Consider the following 26,802-nt stretch of genomic DNA (forward strand, 5'->3'; position numbering starts at 1 on the left):
TGCAAGGACCGTCATCATGCTGTTGATGCTCTACCTGATCGCCATTACCGCCGAAGCCATGACCGGAGCCCTTTCTGCCGGTCGTCGAGGCATGGACTGGTTCGGTGTCGTACTGATCGCCTGCGTCACGGCCCTGGGCGGTGGCTCGGTGCGTGATGTACTGCTCGGGCATTACCCGCTGACCTGGGTCAAGCACCCCGAGTACCTGGTGCTGACGTCAGTGGCAGCCTTGGTGACGATCTTCATCGCGCCGTTGATGCGCCACCTGCGCTCCTTGTTCCTGGTGCTGGATGCCGTTGGCCTGGTGGCCTTTACCCTGATTGGCTGCATGACCGCCCTGGAGATGGGGCACGGCATGCTGGTGGCTTCGGTCAGCGGGGTGATCACCGGGGTGTTCGGCGGGATTCTCAGGGATATCTTCTGCAACGACATTCCCCTGATCTTCAGGCGCGAGCTGTACGCCAGCGTGTCCTTCGCCGCGGCCTGGTGCTACATGTTGTGCATCTACCTGCAGTTACCCAGCGAGCAGTCGATCCTGGTCACCTTGTTCGGCGGCTTCCTGTTGCGCTTGCTGGCGATCCGTTTCCATTGGGAAATGCCCAAGTTCGTCTATAACGACGAGCATTGACGGCTGGCGTGCTGGGCCAGGGCCCACTGCACGTGTTCACGCACCAGTTCCGAGGGATAGTCCTGGCGGGCCTTGAGGGCTTCCAGCACCGGGATCGTGGAGGGGGCGTTGCCCAGGCCTACCGCCAGGTTGCGCAGCCAGCGCTCATAGCCGGCGCGACGTAGTGGCGAGCCCTCGGTACTGCTCAGGAATTGATCTTCGTCCCACAGGAACAGCTCCGCCAGCTCGGCATTGTCCAGATTGTGCCGAGGCTTGAAGTCGCCCTCCCCAGAGGTACGGGCGAAACGATTCCAGGGGCAGACGATCTGGCAGTCGTCGCAGCCGAATACCCGATTGCCGATCAGCGGGCGCAGGTCTTCGGGGATGGCGTTCTTCAGCTCGATGGTCAGGTAGGAGATGCAGCGTCGGGCATCGAGCTGGTAGGGGCCGACGAAGGCGTTGGTCGGGCAGATGTCCAGGCACGCAGTGCAGCGCCCGCAATGTTCGCTGGCGTGGGGGGCATCCACCGGCAGGGGCAGGTCGACGAACAGCTCGCTGAGGAAGAAGTAGCTGCCGGCCTTGCGGTTGAGGACCAGGGTGTTCTTGCCGATCCAGCCCAGGCCCGCTTGTTCGGCGATGGCTTTTTCCAGCACGGGTGCGCTATCGACGAAGGCGCGGAAGCCGAAGGGACCGATGGCTTGCTGGATGCGCTCGGCCAATTGCTGTACGCGCTTGCGGATCAGCTTGTGATAGTCGCGGCCCAGGGCATAGCGCGAGACGTAGGCCTTGGAGGGTTGGGCCAGGCGCTGGGCCATCTGGGTATCGCCGGGCAGGTAGTCCATGCGCAGCGACACCACGCGCAGGGTACCGGGCACCAGTTCCTCGGGGTGGGAGCGTTTGCTGCCGTGGGCTCCCATGTATTCCATCTCGCCGTGGTAGCCGGCCGCGAGCCAGCGCTCCAGGTGCTGTTCGTGTTCGGCCAGGTCCAGGCCACTGATGCCGACCTGTTGAAAGCCCAGTTCGCGGCCCCAGTCCTTGATGGATTGGGCGAGGGCGGGAAGATCCTGGGTAATAGCGGACATGAGGCAAGAGAAACCGGGTGCTGAGGTGCGTATAATTCTGCCAGACATCGGAGCTGGAAGACGCATGCGGCAGACAAAACACCCCTTATCAGAGATTCAGTTGCTGACTGCTGGCCAGTTGCCGCGCTTGAGTGGCCGTTCTCGAGATGCTCATAAAGGCCAGTTCGGCCATGTGCTGTTGATCGGTGGTGACCTGGGTTTTGCCGGGGCGGCCTTGCTGGGAGCCGAGAGTGCGCTGCGCAGCGGTGCGGGCTTGGTGTCACTGGCTACTCGTGGCGAACATGTAGCGGCGGCTGGAGCTCGGCTGCCCGAGGTCATGGCCCTGGGCGTTCATTCAGCCAACCAGCTGATGGGGTTGTTGGAGCGTTCTTCGGTGGTAGTGATCGGTCCCGGCCTGGGGCAAGGGGCCTGGGGGCGCAGCTTGCTGTCGGCGGCGGCCAATGCCGTGTTGCCCCAGGTATGGGACGCCGATGCCTTGAATCTGCTGGCCTTGGGGGATGTGGGCATGCCGGCCGGAAGTGTCATGACGCCACATCCTGGAGAGGCTGCCCGCTTGTTGGGTATTTCCACGGCTGAGGTTCAGGCGGACCGACCTGCAGCAGCCCGTGCCTTGAGCCTCCGATATGCAACGGTGGTCGTGCTCAAGGGTGCTGGCAGCTTGATAGCCAGTCCTGATGGGCGCCTGGCCCGCTGCGATGCCGGGCATCCGGCGATGGCTACGGCCGGCCTGGGCGATGTCCTCGCAGGTTTGCTTGGCGGGCTGCTGGCACAGGGCTTGGCGGTGTTCGATGCTGCCTGCCTGGCGGTCTGGCTGCATGCCAGCGCCGGCGAGCGGCAAGGTAAATTGGGCCGTGGACTGGCGGCCAGTGATCTGATTCCAGTCATTCGTCAGTTGTTGGAGGAGCAATCACCGTGTCTGAGTTAACCCTTTACCTGGCCGACGAGCAGGCCATGGTGGAATTTGGTGCACGCATTGCTCAGGTCTCCCGTGGGGTAGGGGTGATCTTTCTCGAGGGCGACCTGGGGGCGGGCAAGACTACCCTGTCTCGGGGGATCATCCGTGGCCTGGGGCATTCGGGGGCGGTGAAGAGTCCGACCTTTACCCTGGTGGAGCCCTACGAAATTGGTACGGTGCGAGCCTTCCACTTCGACCTGTACCGGTTGGTGGACCCCGAGGAGTTGGAATTCCTGGGGATTCGTGATTATTTCGAGGGTGATGCCCTGTGCTTGCTGGAATGGCCTGCACGCGGTGCAGGCTTTTTGCCAAAGCCTGACCTGACCATTACCATTACCCCGCATAACAATGGGCGTTGCGTACATCTATTGTCCCAAGGCTCGCGAGGCGAGTCCTGGTGTGCCGCTTTGGCGTTGGAATTCAAATAATTGATGGGGTTAGGTATGCGCATTCGCGCGTTGGTTGCTGTCGTAGGACTGTTGCTTACGGCATTGGCCGTCGAGGCTGTGGCCGCTACGCAGGTTCGCAGCGTCCGCCTATGGCGGGCACCGGATAACACGCGACTGGTATTCGACCTGTCCGGTCCGGTTCAGCACAGCGTCTTTACCCTCACGGCCCCCGATCGCCTGGTGATCGATATCAACGGCGCAACCCTGGGTGGTTCGCTGAATGTCGCCACGGCCAACACCCCGATCACCGCGATGCGCTCGGCACAACGTACGCCGACCGATTTGCGGGTGGTGATCGACCTGAAGAAGGCCGTCACGCCCAAGAGCTTCACCCTGGCGCCCAATGCCCAGTACGGTAACCGCCTGGTGGTCGATCTGTTCGACAACCCGGCCGATGCCGCGCCACCGGCTGCTCCACCGCCAACCGTGGCGACCGTGCCTGCGGTACCTGTCACTCCAGCGGAACCTGCCATCAAGCTGCCCCCGGCACCGGCCGGTAAGCGCGACATCATCGTGGTGATCGATGCCGGTCATGGCGGCGAGGACCCTGGCGCCTCCGGCTCCCGTGGCCAGCACGAGAAAGACGTGGTGCTGTCCATCGCTCGCGAGCTGCAACGCCAGATCAACGGTCTCAAGGGCTTTCGTGCCGAGTTGACCCGCACTGGCGATTACTTCATCCCGCTGCGCGGTCGTACCGAAATCGCCCGCAAGAAGGGCGCCGACCTGTTCGTTTCGATCCACGCCGACGCGGCGCCGTCGACGGCAGCCTTTGGCGCATCGGTGTTCGCCCTGTCCGAGCGTGGCGCGACTTCGGAAACCGCCCGCTGGTTGGCGGACAGCGAAAACCGCTCCGACTTGATCGGTGGTGCCGGCAACGTCAGCCTCGATGACAAGGACCGGATGTTGGCCGGGGTGCTGCTGGACCTTTCGATGACTGCATCCCTTACATCCAGCTTGAATGTGGGGCAGAAGGTCTTGAACAACATTGGCCGGGTGACGCCATTGCACAAGCAGCGCGTGGAACAGGCCGGGTTCATGGTGCTCAAGTCCCCGGATATTCCATCGATCCTGGTGGAGACCGGCTTCATCTCCAACTCCAACGAGGCCTCGAAGCTGGCCACCTCCAGCCACCAGCAGGCCCTGGCGCGCTCCATCAGCAGTGGCGTGCGGCAGTTCTTCCAACAGAACCCGCCACCGGGCACCTATATCGCCTGGCTGCGCGACTCCGGGAAAATCGCCCAGGGCCCGCGTGAGCACCGGGTCAATCCTGGAGAAACCCTGGCCATGATCGCCGTGCGCTACCAGGTTTCGGCAGCGGCGTTGCGCAGCGCCAACAACCTCAAGAGCGATGAGTTGAAAGTGGGGCAGGTTCTGAGCGTCCCCGGTACCGAGCTGGCGGCCAAGGAATGAGTGAGTCGATCGTCGGCGGTTCGCGCATCGAGCTGCTCAGTCCGCGCCTGGCCAACCAGATCGCTGCCGGTGAGGTGGTCGAGCGACCGGCCTCGGTGGCCAAGGAATTGCTGGAGAACAGCCTGGACTCTGGTGCCCGGCGCATCGAGGTCGAGGTCGAGCAGGGTGGCGTGAAGCTGCTGCGTGTACGCGACAACGGCAGCGGGATTGCCCCGGACGACCTGCCGTTGGCCCTGGCGCGCCATGCCACCAGCAAGATCCGCGAGTTGGAAGATCTCGAGGGCGTGCTTAGCCTGGGGTTTCGCGGTGAGGCCCTGGCTTCGATCAGCTCGGTCGCCCGCCTGACCCTGACTTCGCGCACCGTCGATGCCACTGAGGCTTGGCAGGTAGAGACCGAGGGGCGCGACATGACCCCGCGTGTACAGCCGGCCGCGCATCCGGTCGGCACCTCGGTCGAAGTGCGCGACCTGTTTTTCAATACCCCGGCCCGTCGAAAGTTCCTCAAGGCCGAGAAGACCGAGTTCGATCACCTGCAGGAAGTCATCCGGCGCCTGGCCTTGGCGCGTTTCGACGTGGCTTTCCACCTGCGCCACAACGGCAAGACTATTTTCAGCCTGCACGAAGCCGCCGACGAGATGGCTCGGGCGCGGCGTGTTGGCGCAATCTGTGGCCCTGGCTTTCTCGAGCAGGCGCTGCCGATCGAGGTCGAGCGCAACGGTTTGCGCCTGTGGGGCTGGGTTGGCTTGCCGACCTTCTCGCGCAGCCAGGCGGACTTGCAGTACTTCTTCGTCAATGGCCGCGCTGTGCGCGACAAACTAGTCGCCCATGCCGTGCGCCAGGCCTACCGCGATGTACTGTTCAATGGCCGGCATCCGACCTTCGTGCTGTTCCTTGAGCTCGATCCCACGGGGGTCGACGTCAATGTGCACCCGACCAAGCACGAAGTGCGCTTTCGCGAAGGGCGGATGGTCCACGACTTCCTTTATGGCACTTTGCACCGTGCCCTGGCGGATGTGCGCCCCGAGGACCAGTTGGCGGCACCGGCTGCGGTTTCCGAGATGGTGCGCCCCAGTGGCCTGCAGGCCGGTGAGTTCGGTCCGCAAGGCGAGATGCGCCTGGCTTCGCCGGTGCTGGAGCAACCCCAGGGAGAGCAGCGCCCGTCGTTTTCTTCGTCAGGTTCGGGCGCAGGGTATCAGTATCAATACACGCCGAGGCCGTCGCAGCCGGTGAATACCGGCGAGACCCAGGCGGTCTACCGGGAGTTCTATGCGCCGCTGGAAAATGCCCAGGCTGCGCCTGGCGCGCTGCCGGAAAGCCAGGGCGATATCCCGCCTCTGGGCTATGCGCTGGCGCAGCTCAAGGGAATCTACATCCTGGCGGAGAACGCCGTCGGTTTGGTGCTGGTAGACATGCATGCGGCCCACGAGCGAATCATGTACGAGCGCCTCAAGGTGGCCATGGCCAGCGAGGGACTCAGCGGCCAGCCATTGTTGGTGCCCGAGTCGCTTGCGTTGAGCCAGCGCGAGGCCGATTGCGCCGAAGAGCATGCCCAATGGTTCCAGCGCCTGGGATTCGAACTGCAGCGCCTGGGGCCCGAGACCCTGGCGATCCGGCAGATCCCGGCCCTGCTCAAGCAGGCCGAGGCCAATCGACTGGTACAGGATGTGCTGGCGGACCTGATGGAGTACGGCACTAGCGATCGGATCCAGGCCCACCTCAACGAGCTGCTGGGAACCATGGCTTGCCACGGCGCCGTACGCGCCAATCGGCGCCTGGCGATCCCGGAGATGAACGCACTGCTGCGCGACATGGAAAACACCGAGCGCAGTGGGCAGTGCAACCACGGCCGGCCGACCTGGACCCAAATGGGCCTGGATGACTTGGACAAACTCTTTCTGCGCGGCCGTTGATGACTCAGTTTCCTCCTGCGATTTTCCTGATGGGCCCGACCGCAGCGGGCAAGACCGACCTGGCCATCGAGCTGACCAAGGTGCTTCCTTGCGAGTTGATCAGTGTCGATTCGGCGCTGGTCTATAGAGGCATGGATATTGGTACCGCCAAGCCGTCCAAGGAGTTACTGGCGCAATTTCCCCACCGTTTGATCGATATCCTCGACCCGGCCGACAGCTATTCTGCGGCGGATTTTCGTACCGATGCCCTGGCGGCCATGGCCGATATCACGGCACGGGGCAAGATTCCGCTGCTGGTGGGTGGCACCATGCTCTATTACAAAGCGCTGCTCGAGGGCTTGGCGGACATGCCGCCGGCGGACCCCCAGGTGCGTGCCGAGTTGGAGGATGAGGCGCAGCGCCTGGGTTGGCAGGCATTGCACGATCAGTTGGCGGCTGTGGATCCTGAATCCGCTGCCCGAATCCATCCCAACGACCCCCAGCGCCTGACTCGGGCTCTGGAAGTCTATCGGGTCAGTGGCCTGACAATGACGGCCCATCGTCAGCGTCAATTGGCGCAAAGTACTGATGCAGGCGCATCGGGACGCAGTCAATTGCCCTATACTGTCGCCAATCTGGCCATCGCTCCGGCGAATCGCCAGGTACTGCACCAACGTATTGCACAAAGATTCACACAAATGTTGGAACAGGGGTTCATCGATGAGGTCGTAGCTCTGCGTTCGAGAAGTGACCTGCATGCCGGGTTGCCGTCTATACGTGCAGTGGGCTACCGCCAAGTCTGGGATTACCTGGATGGCAAGTTGACGTTCGCCGAAATGCAGGAACGGGGCATCATTGCCACGCGCCAATTGGCTAAACGCCAGTTTACCTGGTTACGCAGCTGGTCCGACCTGCAATGGTTGGACAGCTTGGATTGCGACAATCTGCCACGCGCCTTGAAATACTTAGGGACGATCTCCATATTGGGCTGAGTCCTTGCAATTGCCGTCTATCCTTGGGGGTGTGGCGGCTTTGGCCATCTGTTTTCCGAATTTTTTATTATTGATCCTTAAAGGAGTGCGGCACATGTCAAAAGGGCATTCGCTACAAGACCCTTACTTGAATACATTGCGTAAAGAGAAAGTTGGGGTTTCCATCTATCTGGTCAACGGCATCAAGCTGCAAGGCACGATCGAGTCCTTCGACCAATTCGTCATCCTGCTGAAAAACACCGTCAGCCAGATGGTGTACAAGCACGCTATCTCGACAGTGGTTCCAGTTCGCCCGATTCGCCTGCCTAGCGCATCCGAGTCCGAACAGGGTGACGCTGAACCAGGTAACGCCTGATAGGAGTCTCCTTTGTTCTTTGAGCGCCACGGTGGTGGTGAGCGAGCCATTCTCGTTCACTTGGAAGGTCAGGACCCTGAGGCGCGCGAAGATCCGCAGGAGTTTCAGGAGCTGGCAGTATCGGCCGGCGCCGAGACCGTCGCGTTTATCAACGTGCCGCGTCATCGGCCAACCGCCAAATACCTGGTTGGCAGTGGCAAGGTCGAGGAGTTGCGCGACCTGGTCAAAGCCGAACAGGTAGACCTGGTGATTTTCAATCACGTCCTCACGCCCAGTCAGGAACGTAACCTCGAACGTGCATTCGAGTGTCGCGTGATTGATCGCACGGGTCTGATCCTCGATATCTTCGCCCAACGCGCGCGGACTCATGAAGGCAAGCTCCAGGTCGAACTGGCCCAGCTTGAGCACATGAGCACTCGACTGGTGCGCGGCTGGACCCACCTTGAGCGGCAGAAGGGCGGTATCGGTCTGCGTGGCCCGGGGGAAACCCAGCTGGAAACCGACCGGCGCTTGTTGCGGGTACGCCTGCGACAGATCAAGGCTCGCCTGGAAAAGGTTCGCAGCCAGCGAGAGCAGGCTCGTCGTGGCCGCAAGCGTGCCGATATCCCGTCAGTGTCGCTGGTGGGCTATACCAACGCCGGCAAATCCACTTTGTTCAATGCCGTCACCGTGTCCGATGTCTACGCGGCCGACCAGTTGTTCGCTACCCTCGACCCCACCTTGCGCCGGCTGGAGCTGGACGACCTGGGGCCGATCGTGCTGGCCGACACCGTGGGTTTCATTCGCCACTTGCCGCACAAATTGGTGGAGGCATTTCGGGCTACGCTCGAAGAGTCGAGCAATTCCGACCTGCTGCTGCATGTGATCGATGCCCATGAGCCCGAGCGCATGGCCCAGATCGAGCAGGTCATGGTCGTGCTGGGGGAGATCGGGGCTCAGGACTTGCCGATCCTGGAGGTCTATAACAAACTCGATTTGCTCGAGGGCGTTGAGCCACAGATACAGCGTGATCCCGATGGCAAGCCGCAGCGCGTCTGGTTATCGGCCCGTGATGGCCAGGGACTGGACTTGCTCAAGCAGGCCATTGCGGAGCTGCTGGGTGAAGATTTGTTCGTTGGCACCTTGCGCTTGCCCCAGCGTTTTGCTCGACTGCGAGCACAGTTTTTCCAGTTGAATGCTGTGCAGAAAGAAGATCATGACGATGAAGGTGTCAGTTTGCTGGCCGTTCGCCTGCCTCGGGCCGAGTTGAACCGGCTGGTCAGTCGCGAAGGCTGGCAGCCGTCGGACTTCATCGAGCAACACACTTTGCAATAAAAGCCTGGGCAGGCGGTTGTGCCGCTGTAGCAGGCATTCTGTAGCATTGGCCGGCGCGCCGTGGGCGCGTCTTTGCTTTATCAGATGGAGAGCGCTATGGCTTGGAATGAGCCGGGTGGCAACTCGAATAATCAGGACCCTTGGGGCGGTAAACGCCGCAATAACGGCGATCGCAAGGGCCCGCCAGATCTCGACGAGGCCTTCCGTAAGCTGCAGGAAAGCCTGAATGGGTTGTTCGGTGGTGGTAAGAAACGTGGTGATGACGGCGCCAGCTCCGGCAAGGGCGGCGGTTTTGGCTTGCTGGGCATTGGCCTGGTCGTGCTGGCGGCTGCTTGGCTGTACAGCGCGGTCTATGTCGTCGATGAGCAGGAGCAGGCCGTGGTGCTGCGCTTCGGCAAATACTATGAGACTGTCGGTCCGGGCCTGAACATCTACTTCCCGCCGATCGACCGCAAGTACATGGAAAACGTCACGCGTGAGCGTGCCTATACCAAGCAGGGCCAGATGCTGACCGAGGACGAGAATATCGTCGAGGTGCCGCTGACCGTGCAGTACAAGATCAGCAACTTGCAGGACTTCGTGCTGAACGTCGATCAGCCGGAGATCAGCCTGCAGCACGCGACCGATAGCGCGCTGCGCCATGTGGTGGGTTCCACCGCCATGGACCAGGTGCTGACCGAAGGTCGTGAGCAGATGGCCAGCGAGATCAAGGAGCGCTTGCAGCGTTTCCTCGATAACTATCGCACCGGTATCACCGTGACCCAGGTCAACGTACAAAGCGCAGCGGCACCGCGTGAAGTGCAGGAAGCCTTCGACGATGTGATCCGTGCTCGTGAAGATGAGCAGCGCTCGCGCAACCAGGCTGAAACCTATGCCAATGGTGTGGTACCCGAGGCTCGTGGTCAGGCCCAGCGCATCATCGAGGATGCCAACGGTTATCGCGACGAAGTGGTTTCCCGCGCCAAGGGTGAGGCGGACCGCTTTACCAAGCTGGTCGGCGAATACCGCAAGGCACCTGAGGTAACTCGCCAGCGCCTGTACCTGGACACCATGCAGGAAGTCTTCAGCAATACCAGCAAGGTCCTGGTGACCGGAAGCAAGGGTGGGCAGAACAACCTGCTGTACCTGCCGCTGGACAAGATGATCGACAGTGGTCGTAGCGGCGGTGCTCCGGTAACGGGCTCGGCTTCTACCTCCAGCAATGAAGCGAATGCGCGCGCGGCGGTTGAGCATATGCAGCAACAGCAGCAGACGCGTTCTAGGGAGAGTCGCTGATGAGCAATAAATCGCTGATCGCCCTGATCGTGGGTGTTGTCGTGGCGGTGGTTGCCTGGAACAGCTTCTACATCGTGGCTCAGACCGAGCGTGCGGTGTTGCTGCAGTTCGGTCGTGTAGTCCAGGCCGATGTCCAGCCCGGCTTGCATGTGAAAGTGCCCTACGTGAACCAGGTGCGTAAGTTCGATGCGCGCCTGATGACCCTGGATGCACCGACGCAGCGCTTCCTGACCCTGGAAAAGAAAGCCGTGATGGTGGACGCCTATGCCAAGTGGCGGGTGAAGGATGCCGAGCGTTTCTACACCGCGACTTCCGGCCTCAAGCAGATTGCCGACGAGCGTCTATCGCGGCGTCTGGAGTCGGGCCTGCGCGACCAGTTCGGCAAGCGCACCCTGCATGAAGTGGTATCCGGTGAGCGTGATGCGCTGATGGCCGATATCACGGCTTCGCTGAACAAGATGGCGGAGAAGGAACTGGGTATCGAGGTGGTGGATGTCCGGGTCAAGGCCATCGACCTGCCCAAGGAAGTGAACCGCAGCGTGTTCGAACGCATGAGCACCGAGCGTGAGCGTGAGGCCCGCGAGCATCGCGCCAAGGGTAACGAGCTGGCCGAAGGTATCCGTGCCGACGCCGATCGTCAGCGTCGGGTGCTGTTGGCCGAAGCCTATCGTGAGTCCGAAGAGGTTCGCGGTGATGGCGACGCCCAGGCGGCAGCGATCTATGCCAAGGCCTACGGCCAGGACCAGGAGTTCTACGCGTTCTATCGTAGCCTGCGTGCCTACCGTGAAAGCTTCGCGAACAAATCCGACGTCATGGTCCTGGACCCAAGCAGCGATTTTTTCCACTACCTGGAAAAAACCAAGCCTTGATCCTGGCCTGATCCTGGGGTGCCCCGCCGGGCGGCTAAAATGCCTGGCGGGGTGATCCTTTGGGAAAACGGGTGTATGATGCGGCAGCCGGGAAATTCCCGGCTTTTTTGCGTCTGCATCTTTGATTAGCCGTGGCTCGTTCAAGAGTCCGGTGAGATTTTTCGAGGAAAAGGGTCTGTACAGCCGATTTCTGGCTGCCTGTCCGGCTGAGCTCGCGTCGGATGCGACTGTTTTCTGCTTCACTCTAAGGCTGGCCCCAGGCTTGCCGCCCGGACCATAGGGGAATGGCGTAATGGCAACGGTAGACCGCTGGCTGCTGCCAGATGGCATCGAAGAAGTACTGCCGCCGGAAGCGGCGCGCATCGAAGTGGCGCGTCGTCAGGTGTTGGATCTGTTTCAGAGCTGGGGTTACGAGTTCGTCGTCACTCCCCATATCGAATACCTGGAATCCCTGCTGACGGGTGCCGGCCAGGACCTGGACCTGCGCACCTTCAAGGTCATCGATCCGCAATCGGGTCGGCAGATGGGGTTCCGTGCCGACATCACGCCGCAAGTAGCACGTATCGATGCCCACACCCTGCGCCGTGAAGGGCCGAGTCGCCTGTGCTACGCCGGCAGCGTGCTGCATGCCCAGCCGCGGGCCTTGTCGACCTCCCGCAGCCCAATCCAGCTGGGTGCCGAGTTGTATGGCGATGCCAGCCCGAGCAGCGACGTCGAAGTGATCAGCCTGATGTTGGCGATGTTGCAACTGGCTGATGTGCCGGATGTGCACATGGATCTGGGGCATGTGGGTATCTACCGCGGCCTGGCCCAGGCTGCCGGTTTGTCCGGTGCCGTGGAGCAACAATTGTTCGACGCCCTGCAGCGCAAGGCGATCGATGAAGTCATCAGCCTGACCGAAGGCTTGCCTGCCGACCTGGCAGAAATGTTGCGCTCCCTGGTGGACCTGTGCGGCAGCCGCGAAGTACTGAGCGATGCTCGTCGTCGCCTGGCGGGTGCCCCGACCCCGGTGCTGGTGGCGCTGGATGAATTGCTGACGATTGCCGAGCGCTTGTCGGTGCGATTCCCGGACCTGCCGCTGTACTTCGACCTCGGCGAGCTGCGTGGCTACCACTACCACACTGGAGTGGTGTTTGCGGTGTTCGTTCCGGGTGTGGGTCAATCCATTGCCCAGGGCGGTCGCTATGATGACATCGGTGCGGACTTCGGGCGTGCCCGGCCGGCCACTGGTTTCTCTACCGACCTCAAGACCTTGGTGACCCTGGGGCGTGCCGAGATCGAATTGCCGTCAGGTGGCATCTGGATGCCCGATCGCACCGACGCCGCACTCTGGCAGACCGTCTGCCAGTTGCGCAGCGAAGGCCAGCGCGTGGTCCAGGCCTTGCCTGGGCAGCCCCTGGCCGCTGCTCGTGAAGCGGACTGCGACCGGCAATTGGTTCAGCACGATGGTATTTGGCAAGTATTGCCACTGGTTTCCTGAGTTTTCCTGCCGGCGCTCGCCGGCACCAAGTTTGCGCGAATGAGGACAATTGTTATGGGTAAGAATGTCGTAGTCCTGGGCACCCAGTGGGGTGATGAGGGCAAAGGCAAGATCGTTGATCTGCTGACCGAACATGCCGCCGCCGTAGTGCGCTACCAAGGTGGCCACAACGCTGGCCATACCCTGGTGATCGACGGCGAGAAGACCGTTCTGCACCTGATCCCGTCCGGCGTGCTGCGCGAAGGCGTGCAGTGCCTGATCGGCAACGGCGTAGTGGTGGCTCCGGATGCCTTGATGCGTGAAATCGTCAAGCTGGAAGAAAAAGGCGTACCGGTGCGCGAGCGCCTGCGTATCAGCCCGTCCTGCCCACTGATCCTGTCCTACCACGTGGCCCTGGACCAGGCCCGTGAGAAGGCCCGTGGCGAAGCCAAGATCGGCACCACTGGTCGTGGCATTGGCCCGGCCTACGAAGACAAGGTGGCCCGTCGCGGCCTGCGTGTCGGCGACCTGTTCCACCGCGAGCGTTTCGCCGCGAAGCTGGGCGAGTTGCTGGACTACCACAACTTCGTCCTGGTCAATTACTACAAAGAGCCGGCCATCGACTTCCAGAAGACCCTGGACGAGTGCATGGAGTACGCCGAGCAACTCAAGCCGATGATGCTCGACGTCACCGCCGAACTGCACCAACTGCGTCGCGCCGGCAAGGACATCATGTTCGAAGGCGCCCAAGGCTCGCTGTTGGACATCGACCACGGTACCTATCCGTACGTCACCAGCTCCAACACCACCGCTGGCGGCATTGCTACCGGCTCCGGCGTGGGCCCGATGTACATCGACTACATCCTGGGTATCACCAAGGCCTACACCACTCGCGTTGGTTCGGGCCCGTTCCCGACCGAGCTGTTCGACGACGTCGGCGCCTTCCTGGCCAAGCGTGGCCATGAGTTCGGTGCTACCACCGGCCGTGCCCGTCGTTGCGGTTGGTTCGATGCCGTGATCCTGCGGCGCGCCATCGACGTCAACAGCATCTCGGGCCTGTGCCTGACCAAGCTGGACGTGCTGGATGGCCTGGAAACCATCAATATCTGCGTTGGCTACAAGAACCAGGATGGTGCAGTCATCGACGCGCCGACCGACGCCGACAGCTACATCGGCCTGGAGCCGGTATACGAGCAGATGCCAGGCTGGAGCGAATCGACCCTGGGCGCGAAGACCCTGGCAGAGCTGCCGGCAGCTGCCCTGGCCTACATCAAGCGCATCGAAGAGCTGGTCGGCGCGCCGATCGACATTATTTCGACTGGCCCGGATCGCAACGAGACCATCGTCCTGCGTCATCCGTTCGCCTGATAAGCTGTTGATGTAGCAAACAAAGGGCCCCTCATGGGGCCCTTTGTCGTTTCTGCCTGCCGCTCGGCACGACCCTTGCTGGGAAATCCACTTCTAGAGTGCCATCAGAATAATGGCGTCAAAAGTAGAGGGATTTCCTGTGTCGGCCGTTCTCTCACTGTTACAAAGCCGTTTACTACGGCCTGTATTCGTTACTCTCGGTATCGCCCTTTTGGTGCAAGTGCTGGTCGCTGTCGCCCTGACCCGGAGCACGGTGACAGCCCTGGAAGCAAACCTGGCCTCGCGCCTGGGCGGTGACAGCCAGAAGCTCGCGGGTGAGCTGGAACAGGCGGGCAAGGAGGTCACCTCCAGCCTGGAGAGCCTGTCGGCCAGCACTCGCCAACGACTCACGGCTGGCTTGTCGTCGCGCCTCAAGGAGGAGCAGGTACAGCTGCGTGATGCGCTGGAGAAAGACCTGAAGGATTCCGCCAACGATATGGCCCAGTTGCTGGCCTCGGTGGCGCCGCGAGCCATGTGGGACAACGATGTACCAACCTTGTCCGAATTCGCACGGCGGGCCCAGCGCAACCCTAGCGTGCTCTTCGTGGTGTATGACGATGCCACGGGCGCGCACCTGACTCGCTACCTGAACCGTGAAAACCCCATCAACCGCGCCCTGTTGGAGAAGGGCAAGGGCGATCGGGCCCTGGACAAGGTCCTGGACGCGGCGAAGAACGATCCCTCGGTCTACTACATCGAGGCTTCGATCAATCCCAACGGGGTGGAAATCGGCAAGGTGCTGATGGGGGTGTCCACGGCCTCCGTTGAGGCCGACATCGCGGCGCTGGATCAGCGCTTCACGGCCTTGATCGCCAGCAGCGACCAATTGGTGGGCGACAGTCTCAAGGGGGCCTCCGCCGACAGTTCGGCGGCGATGCGTTCGCGGCTGCAGTCGGCCCAGGGCACGGCGGTCGAGATGCAGGCCAACACTGCCAGTACCGTGCAAGAGGCGGCGGCCACCCTGCGTTGGCAGATTGGCGTAGGCCTGGCCTTGGTCGGCCTGGCGCTACTGCTGTTGCTGGCAGTGGTGCTGGGGCGGCGGGTGGTCAACAAGTTGCACCTGCTGATTGCCGCGCTCAATGACCTGGCGGCCGGGGAGGGTGACCTGACCAAGCGTGTGCCGCTCAATAGCAACGATGAGATCGGCGACATGGCTTCGGCGGTGAATCGCTTCGTCGACAAGTTGCAGCCGATCGTCCGCGAGGCAGGCGATGTGGCGCAGCGCACCGGGGTCGAGATTGGCGCGATGAGCTTGCGTAATGCCGGCGCCGATGCGGCGGCCGAGGCCCAGCGCGACGAGGTGGCGGAGAGCCTGCGGGCCCTGTCGCACATGGCCGACGAGGCCCAGGCGGAAAGCCAGGCCATGCAGGCCGCGTTGCAACAGGTGGTGGAGATCCGCCAGGCCACCGACGAGACCACCCGGACTTCCGAGCAGGTCGGCAGCTTGATCGAGGCCCTGGCTGGACAGGTGGATACCGGGGCCAAGGTGATCGAGCGGCTGGCCCAGCAGAGCGAGCAGATCGAGGTGGTGCTGACGGTGATCCATGGCATTGCCGAGCAGACCAACTTGCTGGCACTGAATGCGGCGATCGAGGCGGCCCGGGCCGGCGAGACCGGGCGCGGTTTTGCGGTAGTGGCAGACGAAGTGCGGGCCTTGGCCAGCAAGACCCAGAGTTCCACTGGCGATATCCAGGCCCATATCGGCGCTTTGCAGCAAGGTGCACGCGAAGCGGTGGCGGCTATCGGCCAGGCCGGGCGCCAGGCCAGTGAAGGTTTGTTGGTGTTGCGCGATAGCGCCCGTCTGCAGCAGTCGGTGCAGTCATCGGTGGAACAGGTGCACGCTGCCATTGGCTTGGCTACCCAGGCTGCGGCGCAACAAGCCCAGGGCGCGCAGGCGGTGCGTGGGCGGGTGGAGACCATTCATGCCCAGGCCGAGCGTGCGGCCCAGGCGGTGGTGGAAACCACCGCCAGCGGCAAGGTGCTGGACAGCCTGGCGGCGCAGCTCAAGGCCAGCCTGGGCCAGTTTCGCGCCTGAGGTCGGTACTGGCTGATGGCTCTGGCGAGCCATTGGCCGGCAGGGTGTTCTCAGCGGCTCAGATACATCCGCGTCGTCAGCAGGTACACCGGCAGGCCCGAGACCAGGATCAGCAGCACCGCATAGGGCGCCGCTGCCGCGAACTCCAGGTTCGAGGTATGGGCCCAGACTGCGGTGGCCAGGGTGTTCAATCCTGTGGGGCTGAGCAGCAGGGTCGCAGTGAGTTCCTTCATCGCATCCAGGAATACCAGGGCGAAAGCCGCGCCCAGTGCCGGGAAGATGATCGGCAGGGTGACCCGGCAAAAGGCCCCGAACGATGAGGCTCCCAGGGTTCGTGCCGCCTCTTCCAGCTGTGGTGCTGCCTTGTTCAAGGCCGTGCGGATCGGTGCCTGGGCCAGTGGCAGGAACAGCAAGGCGTAGGCGATCAGCAGCAGGGTCGAGGTCTGGTACAGCGCCGGCACATAGTGCAAGGCGAAGTACACCAGGGTCAGGGCGATCACCAGGCCTGGCAAAGCGTGCAGCAAGTAGGGCAGGCGTTCGGCCCAGATCGCCAGGCGGCCCTTGTAGCGCACCACCAGCAGGCCCACCGGCACCGCGAGCACCAGGCACAGCGCAGCTCCGCCCAAGGACAGTGCCAGGGACGAGAGCAAGGCTTCACCGATCGCGGCAATAGGGAAGGCGGCCGATGAGCCCACTGCCAGCCAGTAGCCCAGCATCCCCAGGGGGACACCGCTGCCGATCACTGCCAGCAGCAAGCAATACACTTGCCCGATGGCGGACCAGCTGCCCAGTCCGACCTGTTCGGCCCGGCGCGCCACGCCCTGGCCGATGCGCACGTGCCGGCCTTTGCCGCGGGCCCGCAACTCCAGCCATAGCAGGGTCAGGCACAACAGCAGCAGGACAGCCGAGAGCATCGCCGCGTTGGCGTTGCTGAACTCCAGTTCGAATTGTTGGTAGATCGCCGTGGTGAAGGTTTGCAGGCCCATGATCGACAAGGCGCCGAATTCCACCAGCATGTGCAGGGCGATCAGCAACGATCCCGCCACTAGCGAAGGCCACAGCAGGGGCAGGGTGACCTTGAGAAACACTCCCCAGCGGCCTTGCCCCAGGGTGCGTGCCGATTCTTCCAGGGAAGGATCGAGATTGCGCAGGGTGGCGGCCACTGGCAGGAACACCAGCGGGTACTTGGAGAGGGTCATCACCAGGATCGCGCCGCCCAGTCCCTCGAAGCTGGCGCTCAGGGATACCCAGGTGAAACTGCTGACGAAAGCCGGCACGGCGAATGGCAGGCACAGCACCACGCCCCAGATCCTCCGGCCCGGTAGGTCGCTGCGTTCCAGCAGCCAGGCCAGGGACAGGCCGATGATGGCGCAGGCGCCGGTCGTCCCGAGCATCAGTAGCAGGGTGTTGCGCAGCAGCCGGAACACGTAGGGGCGCCACAGCAGATGCCAGGCCTCAACCCAGCCAGCTTGCCAGGCCTTGAGTGCGACATAGGCCAGGGGCAAGAGGCTCAGGCAGACCAGTAGCAGGACCGGCAGTAGCAGCCAGGCGGGAGGGGGCTTGCGCCCCGGTGCGCGATGGGCGCGTGCAGCGCAAAGCGAAGGCCCCATCAGTTCAGGCCGACATCACGTTCCAGCTCCAGGGCCTGTTCGGCATTGCCCAGGTCGGCGGGTGTCACCTGCGGAGGGTTCAGCTCGCTGAAAGGCTTGAGCCCGCGGTCGGACTCCATGCCCTTGTGCAGCGGGTATTCCGCGGTGGTCTGGGTGATCACGCGCTGACCTTCTTCGCTGGCCATGTAGGCGAGGAACTGCTGGGCTTCCTTGGGGTGCTTGCTGGACTTGAGTACCGCAGCGCTGGAGACGGTGATCAGGCCACCGGCATCGCCATTGGTGAAGTAGTGCAGCTTGGACTCCAGCTGGCCTCTCTCCCGTTGCAGGGCGAACCAGTAGTAGTTGTTCGCCAGGACCGCGGCAATTTCACCGTTTTCCACGGCCTTGAGCGCCACCATGTTGTTGCTGTAGATCTTGCCGAAGGCACGCAGCCCGGTCAGCCACTCTTCCGCTGCGTCCATGCCGTGCAGCTTGATGATCGCCACGGCCTGTTCCTGGAAGGCGCCACTGGTGGGGACGAAGCCGATCTTGCCTTGCCACTGGGGTTGGGAGAATTCCAGTACCGATGTGGGCAGGTCCTTTTCAGCGATCAGCTTGGGATTGAAGGCCACCACGCGCACGCGGGCGGTGATGCCGATCCAGGTACCGTTGCTGGCCACGTACTCCTTGGGCAGTACGGCCAGGGTGGCGCTGTCGGTCTGGGCTAGCAGGCCTTGTTCCCCCAGTTTGTTCAGGGGTGGGGATTCTTCGGAATAGATCACGTCGGCGGGGGAGCGATCGCCTTCTTCCACTACCTGGCTGGCCAGCTGATTGCTGCTGCCCTTGCGGACATTGACGTGAATCCCGGTCTTGGTTTCGAAGGCCTTGGCGATCGCCTCGCCGACTTCTTTGTGCTGGCCGTTGTACAGGGTCAGCGATACGGGCTCGTCGGCCCGGGTGAGTGGAGATGCCAGGGTCAGTCCCAGCAAAGTGATGGTCAAGCCACGCAGAAGGGATGTTGAAAGGCGGGTGTTTCTAAACATCATTCGCAGGTTTCCTCACTGTTGTGCCGCAAAAACTTGTAACAATCATAAACGATATCGTTTCTCATGTGCGCTTTGCGAGGGAGGAGGCTTTGTGCGGAGGGAATTACATGGGCTAGAAACGCAAAAACCCGCTTTCGCGGGTTTTTGTGAAGCTTCAGAGCATTGTGCTGAAGTTTTGAATTGGTGCCCAGAAGAAGACTCGAACTTCCACGGCCTTGCGGCCACCAGCACCTGAAGCTGGCGTGTCTACCAATTTCACCATCTGGGCAGTATCGACATCGTTGCCGTGTCGATGGGGCGCACTATACGGGCAGTGTTTTGATCTGTAAACCCCTGTTTTGCTTTTATTAAATCAAGCACTTAGGAAAATCAGGAGCTTAGAACGCAAAAACCCGCTTTCGCGGGTTTTTGTTGGAGCCTTGAAATTGATCTAATCTCAAGCTCTTGAATTGGTGCCCAGAAGAAGACTCGAACTTCCACGGCCTTGCGGCCACCAGCACCTGAAGCTGGCGTGTCTACCAATTTCACCATCTGGGCGTATCGTTGACGTCTCCGTCGTCGATGGCGCGCACTATACGGATGCTGTTTTGAGCTGTAAACCCCTGGATTCGAAAAAGTTTGAAAAAAGTCCTTGGGGATAAACAGGAGTCTGTTTCTGAGCCAGGGAGGAGGGATTTCGGGCGTTGTCTGAGCCTGAAATTTCCCGTTTCAATACGTGTATGCCAAACTAACCGAGATATAGACAAGGTGAAATTTATCTAATGGCCGATTGGCAGTCCCTCGATCCCGAGGCCGCTCGTGAAGCGGAAAAATACGAAAACCCTATTCCTAGCCGCGAACTCATCCTCCAGCATCTTGCTGACCGAGGCTCGCCTGCTAGTCGCGAGCAACTGGTAGACGAGTTCGGCCTGACCACCGAAGACCAACTCGAAGCCTTGCGTCGCCGCCTGCGCGCCATGGAGCGCGATGCTCAATTGATTTACACCCGCCGGGGCACCTACGCGCCCGTGGACAAGCTCGACCTGATTCTCGGCCGTATCAGCGGTCACCGCGACGGTTTCGGTTTCCTGGTGCCGGACGACGGCAGTGAAGACCTGTTCATGAGTCCGGCCCAGATGCGCCTGGTGTTCGATGGCGACCGGGCATTGGCCCGTGTTTCTGGCCTAGATCGCCGCGGCCGTCGTGAAGGCGTGATCGTCGAAGTGGTATCGCGTGCCCATGAAAGTATCGTCGGTCGCTACTTCGAAGAGGGCGGTATCGGCTTTGTCGTCGCGGATAACCCGAAGATCCAGCAGGAAGTGCTGGTGACGCCAGGTCGCAATGCCAATGCCAAGATCGGTCAGTTCGTCGAGGTGAAGATCACTCACTGGCCGACCCCGCGCTTCCAGCCACAGGGCGATGTGATCGAAGTCGTAGGTAACTATATGGCGCCGGGCATGGAGATCGACGTTGCCCTGCGCACCTACGATATTCCACATGTATGGCCCGAGGCCGTCCTCAAGGAGGCCGGCAAGCTCAAGCCTGAAGTGGAAGAGAAGGACAAGGAAAAGCGTATCGACCTGCGCGACCTGCCCTTTGTCACCATCGATGGCGAGGACGCCCGCGACTTCGACGATGCCGTCTATTGCGAAGCCAAGCCCGGCAAGCTGCGCCTGTTCGGTGGCGGCTGGAAGCTGTATGTGGCTATCGCCGACGTTTCCAGCTACGTGAAGATCGGTTCGGCCCTGGATGCTGAAGCCCAGGTGCGTGGCAACTCGGTGTACTTCCCCGAGCGCGTGGTCCCGATGCTGCCGGAAGAGCTGTCCAACGGCCTCTGCTCGCTCAATCCCAAGGTGGATCGCCTGGCCATGGTCTGCGAGATGACCATTTCCAAGTCCGGTGAGATGACCGATTACCAGTTCTATGAAGCGGTAATCCACTCCAAGGCGCGCCTGACCTACAACAAGGTCAGTACCATGCTCGAGCATTCCAAGACCTCCGAAGCCAAGCAGCTGCGCGGTGAATATGCCGATGTGGTACCGCACCTGAAGCAGCTTTACGCGCTGTACAAGGTCCTGCTGGGCGCGCGCCATACCCGTGGTGCCATCGACTTTGAAACCCAGGAAACCCGGATCATCTTCGGTTCTGAGCGCAAGATCGCCGAAATTCGCCCAACTGCGCGCAACGATGCCCACAAGCTGATCGAGGAATGCATGCTGGCGGCCAACGTGGCCACCGCCGAGTTCCTGCAGAAGCATGAGATTCCGGCGCTTTATCGGGTGCATGATGGTCCGCCGCCGGAGCGCCTGGAGAAGTTGCGCGCTTTCCTCGGCGAGCTGGGGCTGTCCTTGCATAAGGGCAAGGAGGGGCCGACGCCCAAGGACTACCAGGCGTTGCTGGAGAACATCAAGGACCGTCCGGATTACCACCTGATCCAGACCGTCATGCTGCGTTCCTTGAGCCAGGCGGTATACAGCGCGGACAACCAGGGGCACTTCGGCCTGAATTACGAGGCCTACACCCACTTCACCTCGCCGATCCGTCGTTATCCCGACTTGCTGACCCACCGGGCCATTCGCAGTGTCATCCACTCCCGGCAAGATACGCCTCATGTGCGTCGTGCCGGGGCGTCGAGTATTCCCAAGGCGCGGATCTATCCGTACGACGAAGTCACTCTGGAGCAGCTCGGTGAGCAATGCTCGATGAGCGAGCGTCGTGCCGATGAAGCCACCCGCGATGTCGTGAACTGGCTCAAGTGCGAGTTCATGAAGGATCGCGTGGGCGAGTCCTTCCCGGGAGTGATCACGGCAGTGACCGGTTTCGGGCTGTTCGTCGAGCTGACCGATATCTATGTCGAAGGCCTGGTGCACGTGACGGCCTTGCCTGGCGACTACTACCACTTTGACCCTGTGCACCATCGCCTGGCGGGCGAGCGCACGGGGCGCAGCTTCCGCTTGGGCGATACCGTGGAAGTGCGCGTCATGCGAGTCGATCTTGACGAGCGCAAGATCGATTTCGAGATGGCGGAAAAAACCATCAATGCCCCGATCGGCCGCAAGAAGCGCGGCGCGCCCGATGTGCCGGCGAGCAAGCCTGCCGAGGCTGCGCCCTCCAGCAAGCCGGCGCGACGTGGCGCTGCCAAGGAAAAGGCGGGCGATGCCTACCGTCCAAGCGATGCTGCGGCGAAAAACGCCGAAGTGCGCAAGAGCCGGGAAATGAAACGGGCGTTGTTGGCTGAGGCCAAGAGTGGAGGCAAGGCCCCTGCTGGCAAGTCCAGCAAGCCGACCGCCGATAAACCCGCGAAACCGAGCAAGCATCGCAAGGGGCCGCCCAAGGCCGGTGCAAAGAGCAGTGGTGCACGTAAACCTAAGGCCAAGTCATGAGTCAGTTGGAAAAAATCTACGGCGTACACGCTGTGGAAGCATTGCTGCGCCATCATCCCAAGCGGGTCAAGCAGATCTGGCTGGCTGAAGGGCGCAGTGATCCGCGGGTCCAGGTGCTGCTGGACCTGGCTGGGCAGAACCGGGTTGCCGTAGGGCAGGCCGAGCGCCGTGAAATGGACGCCTGGGTCGAGGGTGTGCACCAGGGCGTGGTGGCGGAAGTCAGCCCGAGCCAGGTGTGGGGCGAAGCCATGCTGGACGAACTGCTGGACCGTACCGAAGGGGCGCCACTGTTGCTGGTGCTCGATGGCGTGACCGATCCGCATAACCTCGGAGCCTGCCTGCGTACCGCCGATGCAGCGGGCGCCCTGGCCGTACTGGTGCCCAAGGACAAGTCGGCAACCCTGACCCCGGCTGTGCGCAAGGTGGCCTGCGGGGCTGCCGAAGTGATCCCGTTGGTGGCTGTGACCAATCTGGCCCGCACTCTGGAGAAACTCCAGCAGCGTGGCCTCTGGATCGTCGGTACCGCCGGTGAGGCCGAGCAGGAGCTGTACGCTCAGGATCTGACCGGGCCGACGATCATCGTCATGGGGGCCGAGGGTAAAGGCATGCGCCGCCTGACCCGTGAGCATTGCGACTTCCTGGTGCGCTTGCCGATGGCCGGTAGCGTCAGCAGCCTTAACGTCTCCGTGGCTACCGGGGTCTGCCTGTTCGAGGCTGCGCGCCAGCGCAACGCCAAGGCCGCACGCGAGTAGCAAGCAATCGGCAAGTCATGGGCGGCAAGTGCTCCTGCTTGTCGCTTGAGGCTAATGGCTTGCAGTTGTTGTTCAAATATTCACCAATTGCCTTGCACCGCTGTTCCCCCTTCTCTACAATTGCGCCCCTTGCCGTGACGGCAGGCGCATATGTGCCTACTACCAGGCAAGACACACAAGTGTCATTCACTCCTTGTCTGACCGCTTATAGGCGGCAGGCTACAACCCGTAAGGAGCATTCATGCGTCATTACGAAATCATCTTTTTGGTCCACCCGGATCAAAGCGAGCAAGTCGGCGGCATGGTTGAGCGTTACACCAAGCTGATCGAAGAAGACGGCGGCAAAATCCACCGTCTGGAAGACTGGGGCCGTCGTCAACTGGCCTACGCAATCAACAATGTTCACAAGGCTCACTACGTGATGCTGAACGTTGAGTGCACCGGTAAAGCCCTGGCTGAGCTGGAAGACAACTTCCGTTACAACGATGCAGTGATCCGTAACCTGGTCATCCGTCGCGAAGAGGCCATCACTGGCCAATCCGAGATGCTCAAGGCTGAAGAAAACCGCAGTGAGCGCCGTGAGCGTCGCGACCGTCCTGAGCATGCTGACAGCGCCGATGGCGACGACAGCAATGACAGCGACAACAGCGATAACGCTGACGAGTAATCCACGGACCTTTTGAGGAGCCAATTACATGGCACGTTTCTTCCGTCGTCGTAAATTCTGCCGCTTCACCGCTGAAGACGTGAAAGAGATCGATTACAAAGATCTCAACACTCTGAAAGCCTACGTATCCGAGACCGGCAAAATCGTTCCAAGCCGCATCACCGGTACCAAAGCTCGTTATCAGCGTCAGCTGGCTACCGCTATCAAGCGCGCCCGCTTCCTGGCCCTGCTGGCCTACACCGACAGCCACGGCCGCTGAGACCGGGTAGTCGACAAGTAGTAAGGGATTGAATGCATGCGCGCCTTAGCTGAGTTCATCATGCGCGGTCGTGTGCAGGCCACTCTGGTAGTGGCTGGCTGTTCGGCATTGCCGTTGTTGTATTGGTTGGGTGCTGCCGCCGCAAGCCTTGTGCTGCTGCGGCGCGGGCTGCAGGGCGCCATGGGTGTCCTGGCTCTGGGAGTGCTGCCGGCATTGCTCTGGTGGCTGACGTTCGATGACCCGCGGGCATTTCTTGTGCTGCTGGGGTCTTCGAGTCTTGCGTTGGTTTTGCGCGCAAGCGAATCCTGGACCCGCGTGCTGCTGGTCAGCATAGCGATGGGGTTGGTGTTTGCTGGTGTCTTGGGTGCGGCGTTCCGCCCCCAGATCGGAGCGCTGTCACAGGAACTGATCAAGATCCTGCCGATGGCCTTGGGTGAGGTGTACCAGCAGTTGTCGGTTGAAGAGCGAGCTCGCCTCGCTACGCTGATCGCACCGATCCTGACCGGCCTGATTGCGGCCTTGTTGCAAGCCATCAGCGTGCTGAGCCTGATTCTTGGGCGTTATTGGCAAGCTGTGTTGTACAACCCGGGTGGTTTTGGGCGCGAGTTCCGCGCCATCAGAATCCCCGTTGCACCAGCGATGCTCCTGCTGGCGTGCATGCTTGTTGGGCCGAACTTCGGACCTCAACTGGCCATGTTGACGCCGATGTGCAGTGTGCCGCTGGCTTTCGCCGGGCTGGCCCTGATTCACGGGCTGGTGGCGCAAGGGCGACTGGCCAGGTTCTGGCTGGTGGGGGTGTACATCACGATGCTGCCATTCATGCAGCTGGTCTATCCGTTACTCGTGGTCCTGGCCATTGTCGACAGCCTGATTGATTTTCGCGGACGTTTGGCCTCGAAAGATGCCGGTAACGGCTCCGCGAACGGTGAAGGTTAAAAGTTAAGAGGTTATTACCAAATGGAACTGATCCTGCTGGAAAAAATCGCCAACCTGGGCAACCTGGGCGATAAGGTAAACGTTAAGGCTGGTTACGGCCGTAACTACCTGCTGCCTTTCGGCAAAGCCACCGCTGCTACCGCTGCCAACCTGGCTGCGTTCGAAGCGCGTCGTGCCGAGCTGGAAAAACTGGCTGCAGAGAAGAAGGCTTCTGCCGAAACTCGCGCTGCGCAACTGGCTGAGCTGGAAGTGACCATCACTGCCACCGCTGGTGACGAAGGCAAGCTGTTCGGTTCGATCGGCACCCACGACATCGCTGACGCACTGACCGCCTCCGGCGTTGAAGTTGCGAAAAGCGAAGTTCGTCTGCCGAACGGCACCATCCGTAACGTAGGTGAGTTCGACGTAGCCGTGCACCTGCACGCTGAAGTCGAAGCAACCGTACGCGTTGTCGTGGTGGCTGCTTAAGCAGTACCAAATCGTCTGGCACCTTGTGTGGCTGACGGTTAACATCGGGCACGATCCTGTTCACAGGTCGTGCCCTTTGTCTTTCTGCCGAACCTGATTTTCACCCCCGAATTCCAAGTGGCCATGAACGATATCTCCGCTCCCGAGCAATACGATCTGCAAACCGCCGCCCTGAAGGTGCCGCCGCATTCCATCGAGGCCGAACAGGCCGTGCTCGGTGGTCTGATGCTGGACAACAACGCCTGGGAGCGAGTGCTGGATCAAGTCTCCGACGGCGATTTCTATCGGCATGACCACCGCTTGATCTTTCGCGCCATCGCCAAGCTGGCCGACCAGAACATGCCCATCGACGTGGTCACCCTGTCCGAACAACTGGACAAGGAGGGCCAGACCTCACAGGTGGGCGGGCTGGGCTACCTGGGCGAGTTGGCGAAGAACACCCCTTCGGTCGCCAACATCAAGGCCTATGCGCAGATCGTTCGCCAGCGGGCGACCCTGCGCCAGCTGATCGGTATCAGCAATGATATTGCCGACAGCGCCTTCAACCCCGAAGGCCGCACCGCCGAGGAGATCCTCGATGAGGCCGAGCGGCAGATCTTCCAGATCGCCGAAGCGCGTCCCAAGACTGGTGGCCCGGTCGGTGTCAACGAGCTGTTGACCAAGGCCATCGATCGAATCGACACCCTGTTCAATACTTCCGATGCGATTACCGGCCTCTCCACCGGCTATACCGACCTTGACGAGAAGACCAGTGGCCTGCAGCCGGCCGACCTGATCATCGTCGCCGGCCGTCCCTCGATGGGTAAGACCACCTTCGCCATGAACCTGGTGGAGAACGCAGTACTGCGTAGCGACAAGGCGGTCCTGGTGTACTCCCTGGAGATGCCAGGCGAATCGCTGATCATGCGTATGCTGTCCTCGCTTGGGCGGATCGACCAGACCAAGGTCCGTTCCGGCCAGTTGGACGATGACGACTGGCCGCGCCTGACCTCCGCGGTCAACCTGCTCAACGACCGCAAGCTGTTCATCGACGATACGGCGGGTATCAGCCCTTCGGAGATGCGGGCCCGGACCCGACGCCTGGTGCGTGAGCATGGCGATATCGGCCTGATCATGATCGACTACCTGCAGTTGATGCAGATCCCGGGCTCCAGTGGCGACAACCGGACCAACGAGATTTCCGAGATCTCGCGTTCCTTGAAGGCCCTGGCCAAGGAGTTCAACTGTCCGGTGGTGGCATTGTCCCAGCTCAACCGTTCCCTGGAGCAACGTCCCAACAAGCGCCCGGTGAACTCCGACTTGCGTGAATCCGGAGCGATCGAGCAGGACGCCGACGTGATCATGTTCGTGTACCGGGACGAGGTGTATCACCCGGAGACCGAGCACAAGGGTATTGCCGAGATCATCATCGGCAAGCAGCGGAACGGCCCCATCGGCTTCATCCGCCTGGCCTTCATCGGCAAATACACGCGCTTCGAAAACCTGGCTCCGGGCAGCTACAACTTCGACGACGACGAGTAGCCGCATCTCGCCCGGCACTGGCTGAATGCGGCGGGGACAATAGTCTTCTCGCCGCTGATTGCCTCGACCATGAATTCCGACTGGCGCAGTCGGAATTGGTCATT

Annotated in this window: 23 protein-coding genes and 2 tRNA genes; 20 read left to right on the forward strand and 5 right to left on the reverse strand. The window is 61.5% G+C overall.

All coding sequences use genetic code 11. The features are described 5' to 3' along the window. The first annotated feature begins 13 nt into the window (after positions 1-13). The gene (locus tag I9018_RS02810) at positions 14-628 is read left to right on the forward strand and encodes a trimeric intracellular cation channel family protein (RefSeq protein WP_169893104.1); all 615 of its coding nucleotides are present in this window, start codon (positions 14-16) and stop codon (positions 626-628) included. Here the strand turns inward: I9018_RS02810 and queG are convergent. Next, the gene (gene queG / locus I9018_RS02815; RefSeq protein ID WP_068576446.1) at positions 610-1,689 is read right to left on the reverse strand and encodes a tRNA epoxyqueuosine(34) reductase QueG; all 1,080 of its coding nucleotides are present in this window, start codon (positions 1,687-1,689) and stop codon (positions 610-612) included. The genes I9018_RS02810 and queG overlap by 19 nt on opposite strands. 64 nt (positions 1,690-1,753) lie before the next feature. On the opposite strand from queG, the gene I9018_RS02820 reads away from it, so the two are divergent. The 12 genes from I9018_RS02820 (at position 1,754) to I9018_RS02875 (ending at position 16,098) form a co-directional block, all read left to right on the forward strand. Beyond that, on the forward strand, positions 1,754-2,614 hold the full coding sequence (locus I9018_RS02820; protein WP_241108682.1) for an NAD(P)H-hydrate dehydratase: 861 nt from the start codon (positions 1,754-1,756) through the stop codon (positions 2,612-2,614). After that, positions 2,602-3,072 carry a tRNA (adenosine(37)-N6)-threonylcarbamoyltransferase complex ATPase subunit type 1 TsaE gene (gene tsaE, locus I9018_RS02825; RefSeq protein ID WP_241108683.1) on the forward strand — a complete coding sequence of 157 codons (471 nt, stop codon included), beginning with the start codon at positions 2,602-2,604 and terminating at the stop codon, positions 3,070-3,072. Before I9018_RS02820 ends, tsaE begins: the two co-directional genes overlap by 13 nt. A 3-nt stretch (positions 3,073-3,075) precedes the next feature. Then, a complete protein-coding gene (locus I9018_RS02830; protein WP_206600595.1) occupies positions 3,076-4,503 on the forward strand; it encodes an N-acetylmuramoyl-L-alanine amidase in 1,428 nt (475 codons plus the stop codon). Then, positions 4,500-6,413, forward strand: coding sequence for a DNA mismatch repair endonuclease MutL (gene mutL / locus I9018_RS02835; protein WP_068576438.1), 1,914 nt, complete (start codon positions 4,500-4,502; stop codon positions 6,411-6,413). The genes I9018_RS02830 and mutL overlap by 4 nt, the downstream gene beginning before the upstream one ends. Further along, the gene (gene miaA / locus I9018_RS02840; protein ID WP_068576436.1) at positions 6,413-7,384 is read left to right on the forward strand and encodes a tRNA (adenosine(37)-N6)-dimethylallyltransferase MiaA; all 972 of its coding nucleotides are present in this window, start codon (positions 6,413-6,415) and stop codon (positions 7,382-7,384) included. The genes mutL and miaA overlap by 1 nt, the downstream gene beginning before the upstream one ends. Before the next feature lie 94 nt (positions 7,385-7,478). Beyond that, positions 7,479-7,739, forward strand: a complete 261-nt coding sequence (gene hfq / locus I9018_RS02845) for an RNA chaperone Hfq (RefSeq protein ID WP_007921378.1) — start codon at positions 7,479-7,481, stop codon at positions 7,737-7,739. A gap of 12 nt (positions 7,740-7,751) precedes the next feature. Continuing rightward, entirely contained in the window at positions 7,752-9,053 is a 1,302-nt protein-coding gene (gene hflX, locus I9018_RS02850; protein WP_068576435.1) for a ribosome rescue GTPase HflX, read from the forward strand. 96 nt (positions 9,054-9,149) lie between these two features. Continuing rightward, complete coding sequence (hflK, locus tag I9018_RS02855) at positions 9,150-10,328, forward strand: FtsH protease activity modulator HflK (protein WP_068576434.1); 1,179 nt, start codon at positions 9,150-9,152, stop codon at positions 10,326-10,328. After that, complete coding sequence (hflC, locus tag I9018_RS02860; protein WP_068576430.1) at positions 10,328-11,197, forward strand: protease modulator HflC; 870 nt, start codon at positions 10,328-10,330, stop codon at positions 11,195-11,197. Before hflK ends, hflC begins: the two co-directional genes overlap by 1 nt. Before the next feature lie 292 nt (positions 11,198-11,489). Next, the gene (locus tag I9018_RS02865; RefSeq protein ID WP_068576428.1) at positions 11,490-12,677 is read left to right on the forward strand and encodes an ATP phosphoribosyltransferase regulatory subunit; all 1,188 of its coding nucleotides are present in this window, start codon (positions 11,490-11,492) and stop codon (positions 12,675-12,677) included. Between the two features lie 54 nt (positions 12,678-12,731). Further along, positions 12,732-14,024, forward strand: coding sequence for an adenylosuccinate synthase (locus I9018_RS02870; RefSeq protein ID WP_068576425.1), 1,293 nt, complete (start codon positions 12,732-12,734; stop codon positions 14,022-14,024). Positions 14,025-14,163: 139 nt separating this feature from the next. Beyond that, the gene (locus I9018_RS02875) at positions 14,164-16,098 is read left to right on the forward strand and encodes a methyl-accepting chemotaxis protein (protein ID WP_241108684.1); all 1,935 of its coding nucleotides are present in this window, start codon (positions 14,164-14,166) and stop codon (positions 16,096-16,098) included. Positions 16,099-16,148: 50 nt separating this feature from the next. On the opposite strand, the gene I9018_RS02880 is transcribed toward I9018_RS02875, so the two are convergent. The 4 genes from I9018_RS02880 to I9018_RS02895 form a co-directional block, all read right to left on the reverse strand. Beyond that, positions 16,149-17,708, reverse strand: coding sequence for an iron ABC transporter permease (locus I9018_RS02880; RefSeq protein ID WP_241108685.1), 1,560 nt, complete (start codon positions 17,706-17,708; stop codon positions 16,149-16,151). Continuing rightward, positions 17,708-18,733: an extracellular solute-binding protein gene (locus I9018_RS02885; protein WP_241108686.1), complete on the reverse strand. Its 1,026-nt coding sequence runs from the start codon at positions 18,731-18,733 to the stop codon at positions 17,708-17,710. The genes I9018_RS02880 and I9018_RS02885 overlap by 1 nt, the downstream gene beginning before the upstream one ends. Before the next feature lie 181 nt (positions 18,734-18,914). Beyond that, positions 18,915-19,001: transfer RNA gene (locus I9018_RS02890), tRNA-Leu, on the reverse strand. A 182-nt stretch (positions 19,002-19,183) separates the two neighbouring features. Then, positions 19,184-19,270 (reverse strand) — tRNA-Leu (locus I9018_RS02895). Positions 19,271-19,494: 224 nt separating this feature from the next. Between I9018_RS02895 and rnr the strand changes: the two genes are divergently transcribed. From rnr to dnaB, 7 genes are all read left to right on the forward strand, one after another. Then, positions 19,495-22,095: a ribonuclease R gene (rnr, locus tag I9018_RS02900; protein ID WP_068576979.1), complete on the forward strand. Its 2,601-nt coding sequence runs from the start codon at positions 19,495-19,497 to the stop codon at positions 22,093-22,095. Further along, positions 22,092-22,847 (forward strand): 23S rRNA (guanosine(2251)-2'-O)-methyltransferase RlmB, encoded by a 756-nt coding sequence (rlmB, locus tag I9018_RS02905; RefSeq protein WP_241108687.1) that lies wholly within the window; start codon positions 22,092-22,094, stop codon positions 22,845-22,847. The genes rnr and rlmB overlap by 4 nt, the downstream gene beginning before the upstream one ends. 241 nt (positions 22,848-23,088) lie before the next feature. Continuing rightward, entirely contained in the window at positions 23,089-23,514 is a 426-nt protein-coding gene (rpsF, locus tag I9018_RS02910; RefSeq protein ID WP_022641809.1) for a 30S ribosomal protein S6, read from the forward strand. A 28-nt stretch (positions 23,515-23,542) separates the two neighbouring features. Further along, entirely contained in the window at positions 23,543-23,773 is a 231-nt protein-coding gene (gene rpsR / locus I9018_RS02915; protein WP_002551829.1) for a 30S ribosomal protein S18, read from the forward strand. A 36-nt stretch (positions 23,774-23,809) separates the two neighbouring features. Further along, complete coding sequence (locus I9018_RS02920; RefSeq protein WP_241108688.1) at positions 23,810-24,709, forward strand: hypothetical protein; 900 nt, start codon at positions 23,810-23,812, stop codon at positions 24,707-24,709. Between the two features lie 21 nt (positions 24,710-24,730). Further along, positions 24,731-25,177 carry a 50S ribosomal protein L9 gene (gene rplI / locus I9018_RS02925; protein ID WP_007921484.1) on the forward strand — a complete coding sequence of 149 codons (447 nt, stop codon included), beginning with the start codon at positions 24,731-24,733 and terminating at the stop codon, positions 25,175-25,177. Positions 25,178-25,300: 123 nt separating this feature from the next. Further along, complete coding sequence (gene dnaB / locus I9018_RS02930; RefSeq protein ID WP_068577111.1) at positions 25,301-26,698, forward strand: replicative DNA helicase; 1,398 nt, start codon at positions 25,301-25,303, stop codon at positions 26,696-26,698. The last annotated feature ends 104 nt before the right edge of the window (positions 26,699-26,802 follow it).

The sequence above is a fragment of the Pseudomonas sp. MPFS genome (genome assembly GCF_022537035.1).
In the GTDB taxonomy this organism is placed as follows: Bacteria; Pseudomonadota; Gammaproteobacteria; order Pseudomonadales; family Pseudomonadaceae; genus Aquipseudomonas; species Aquipseudomonas sessilinigenes.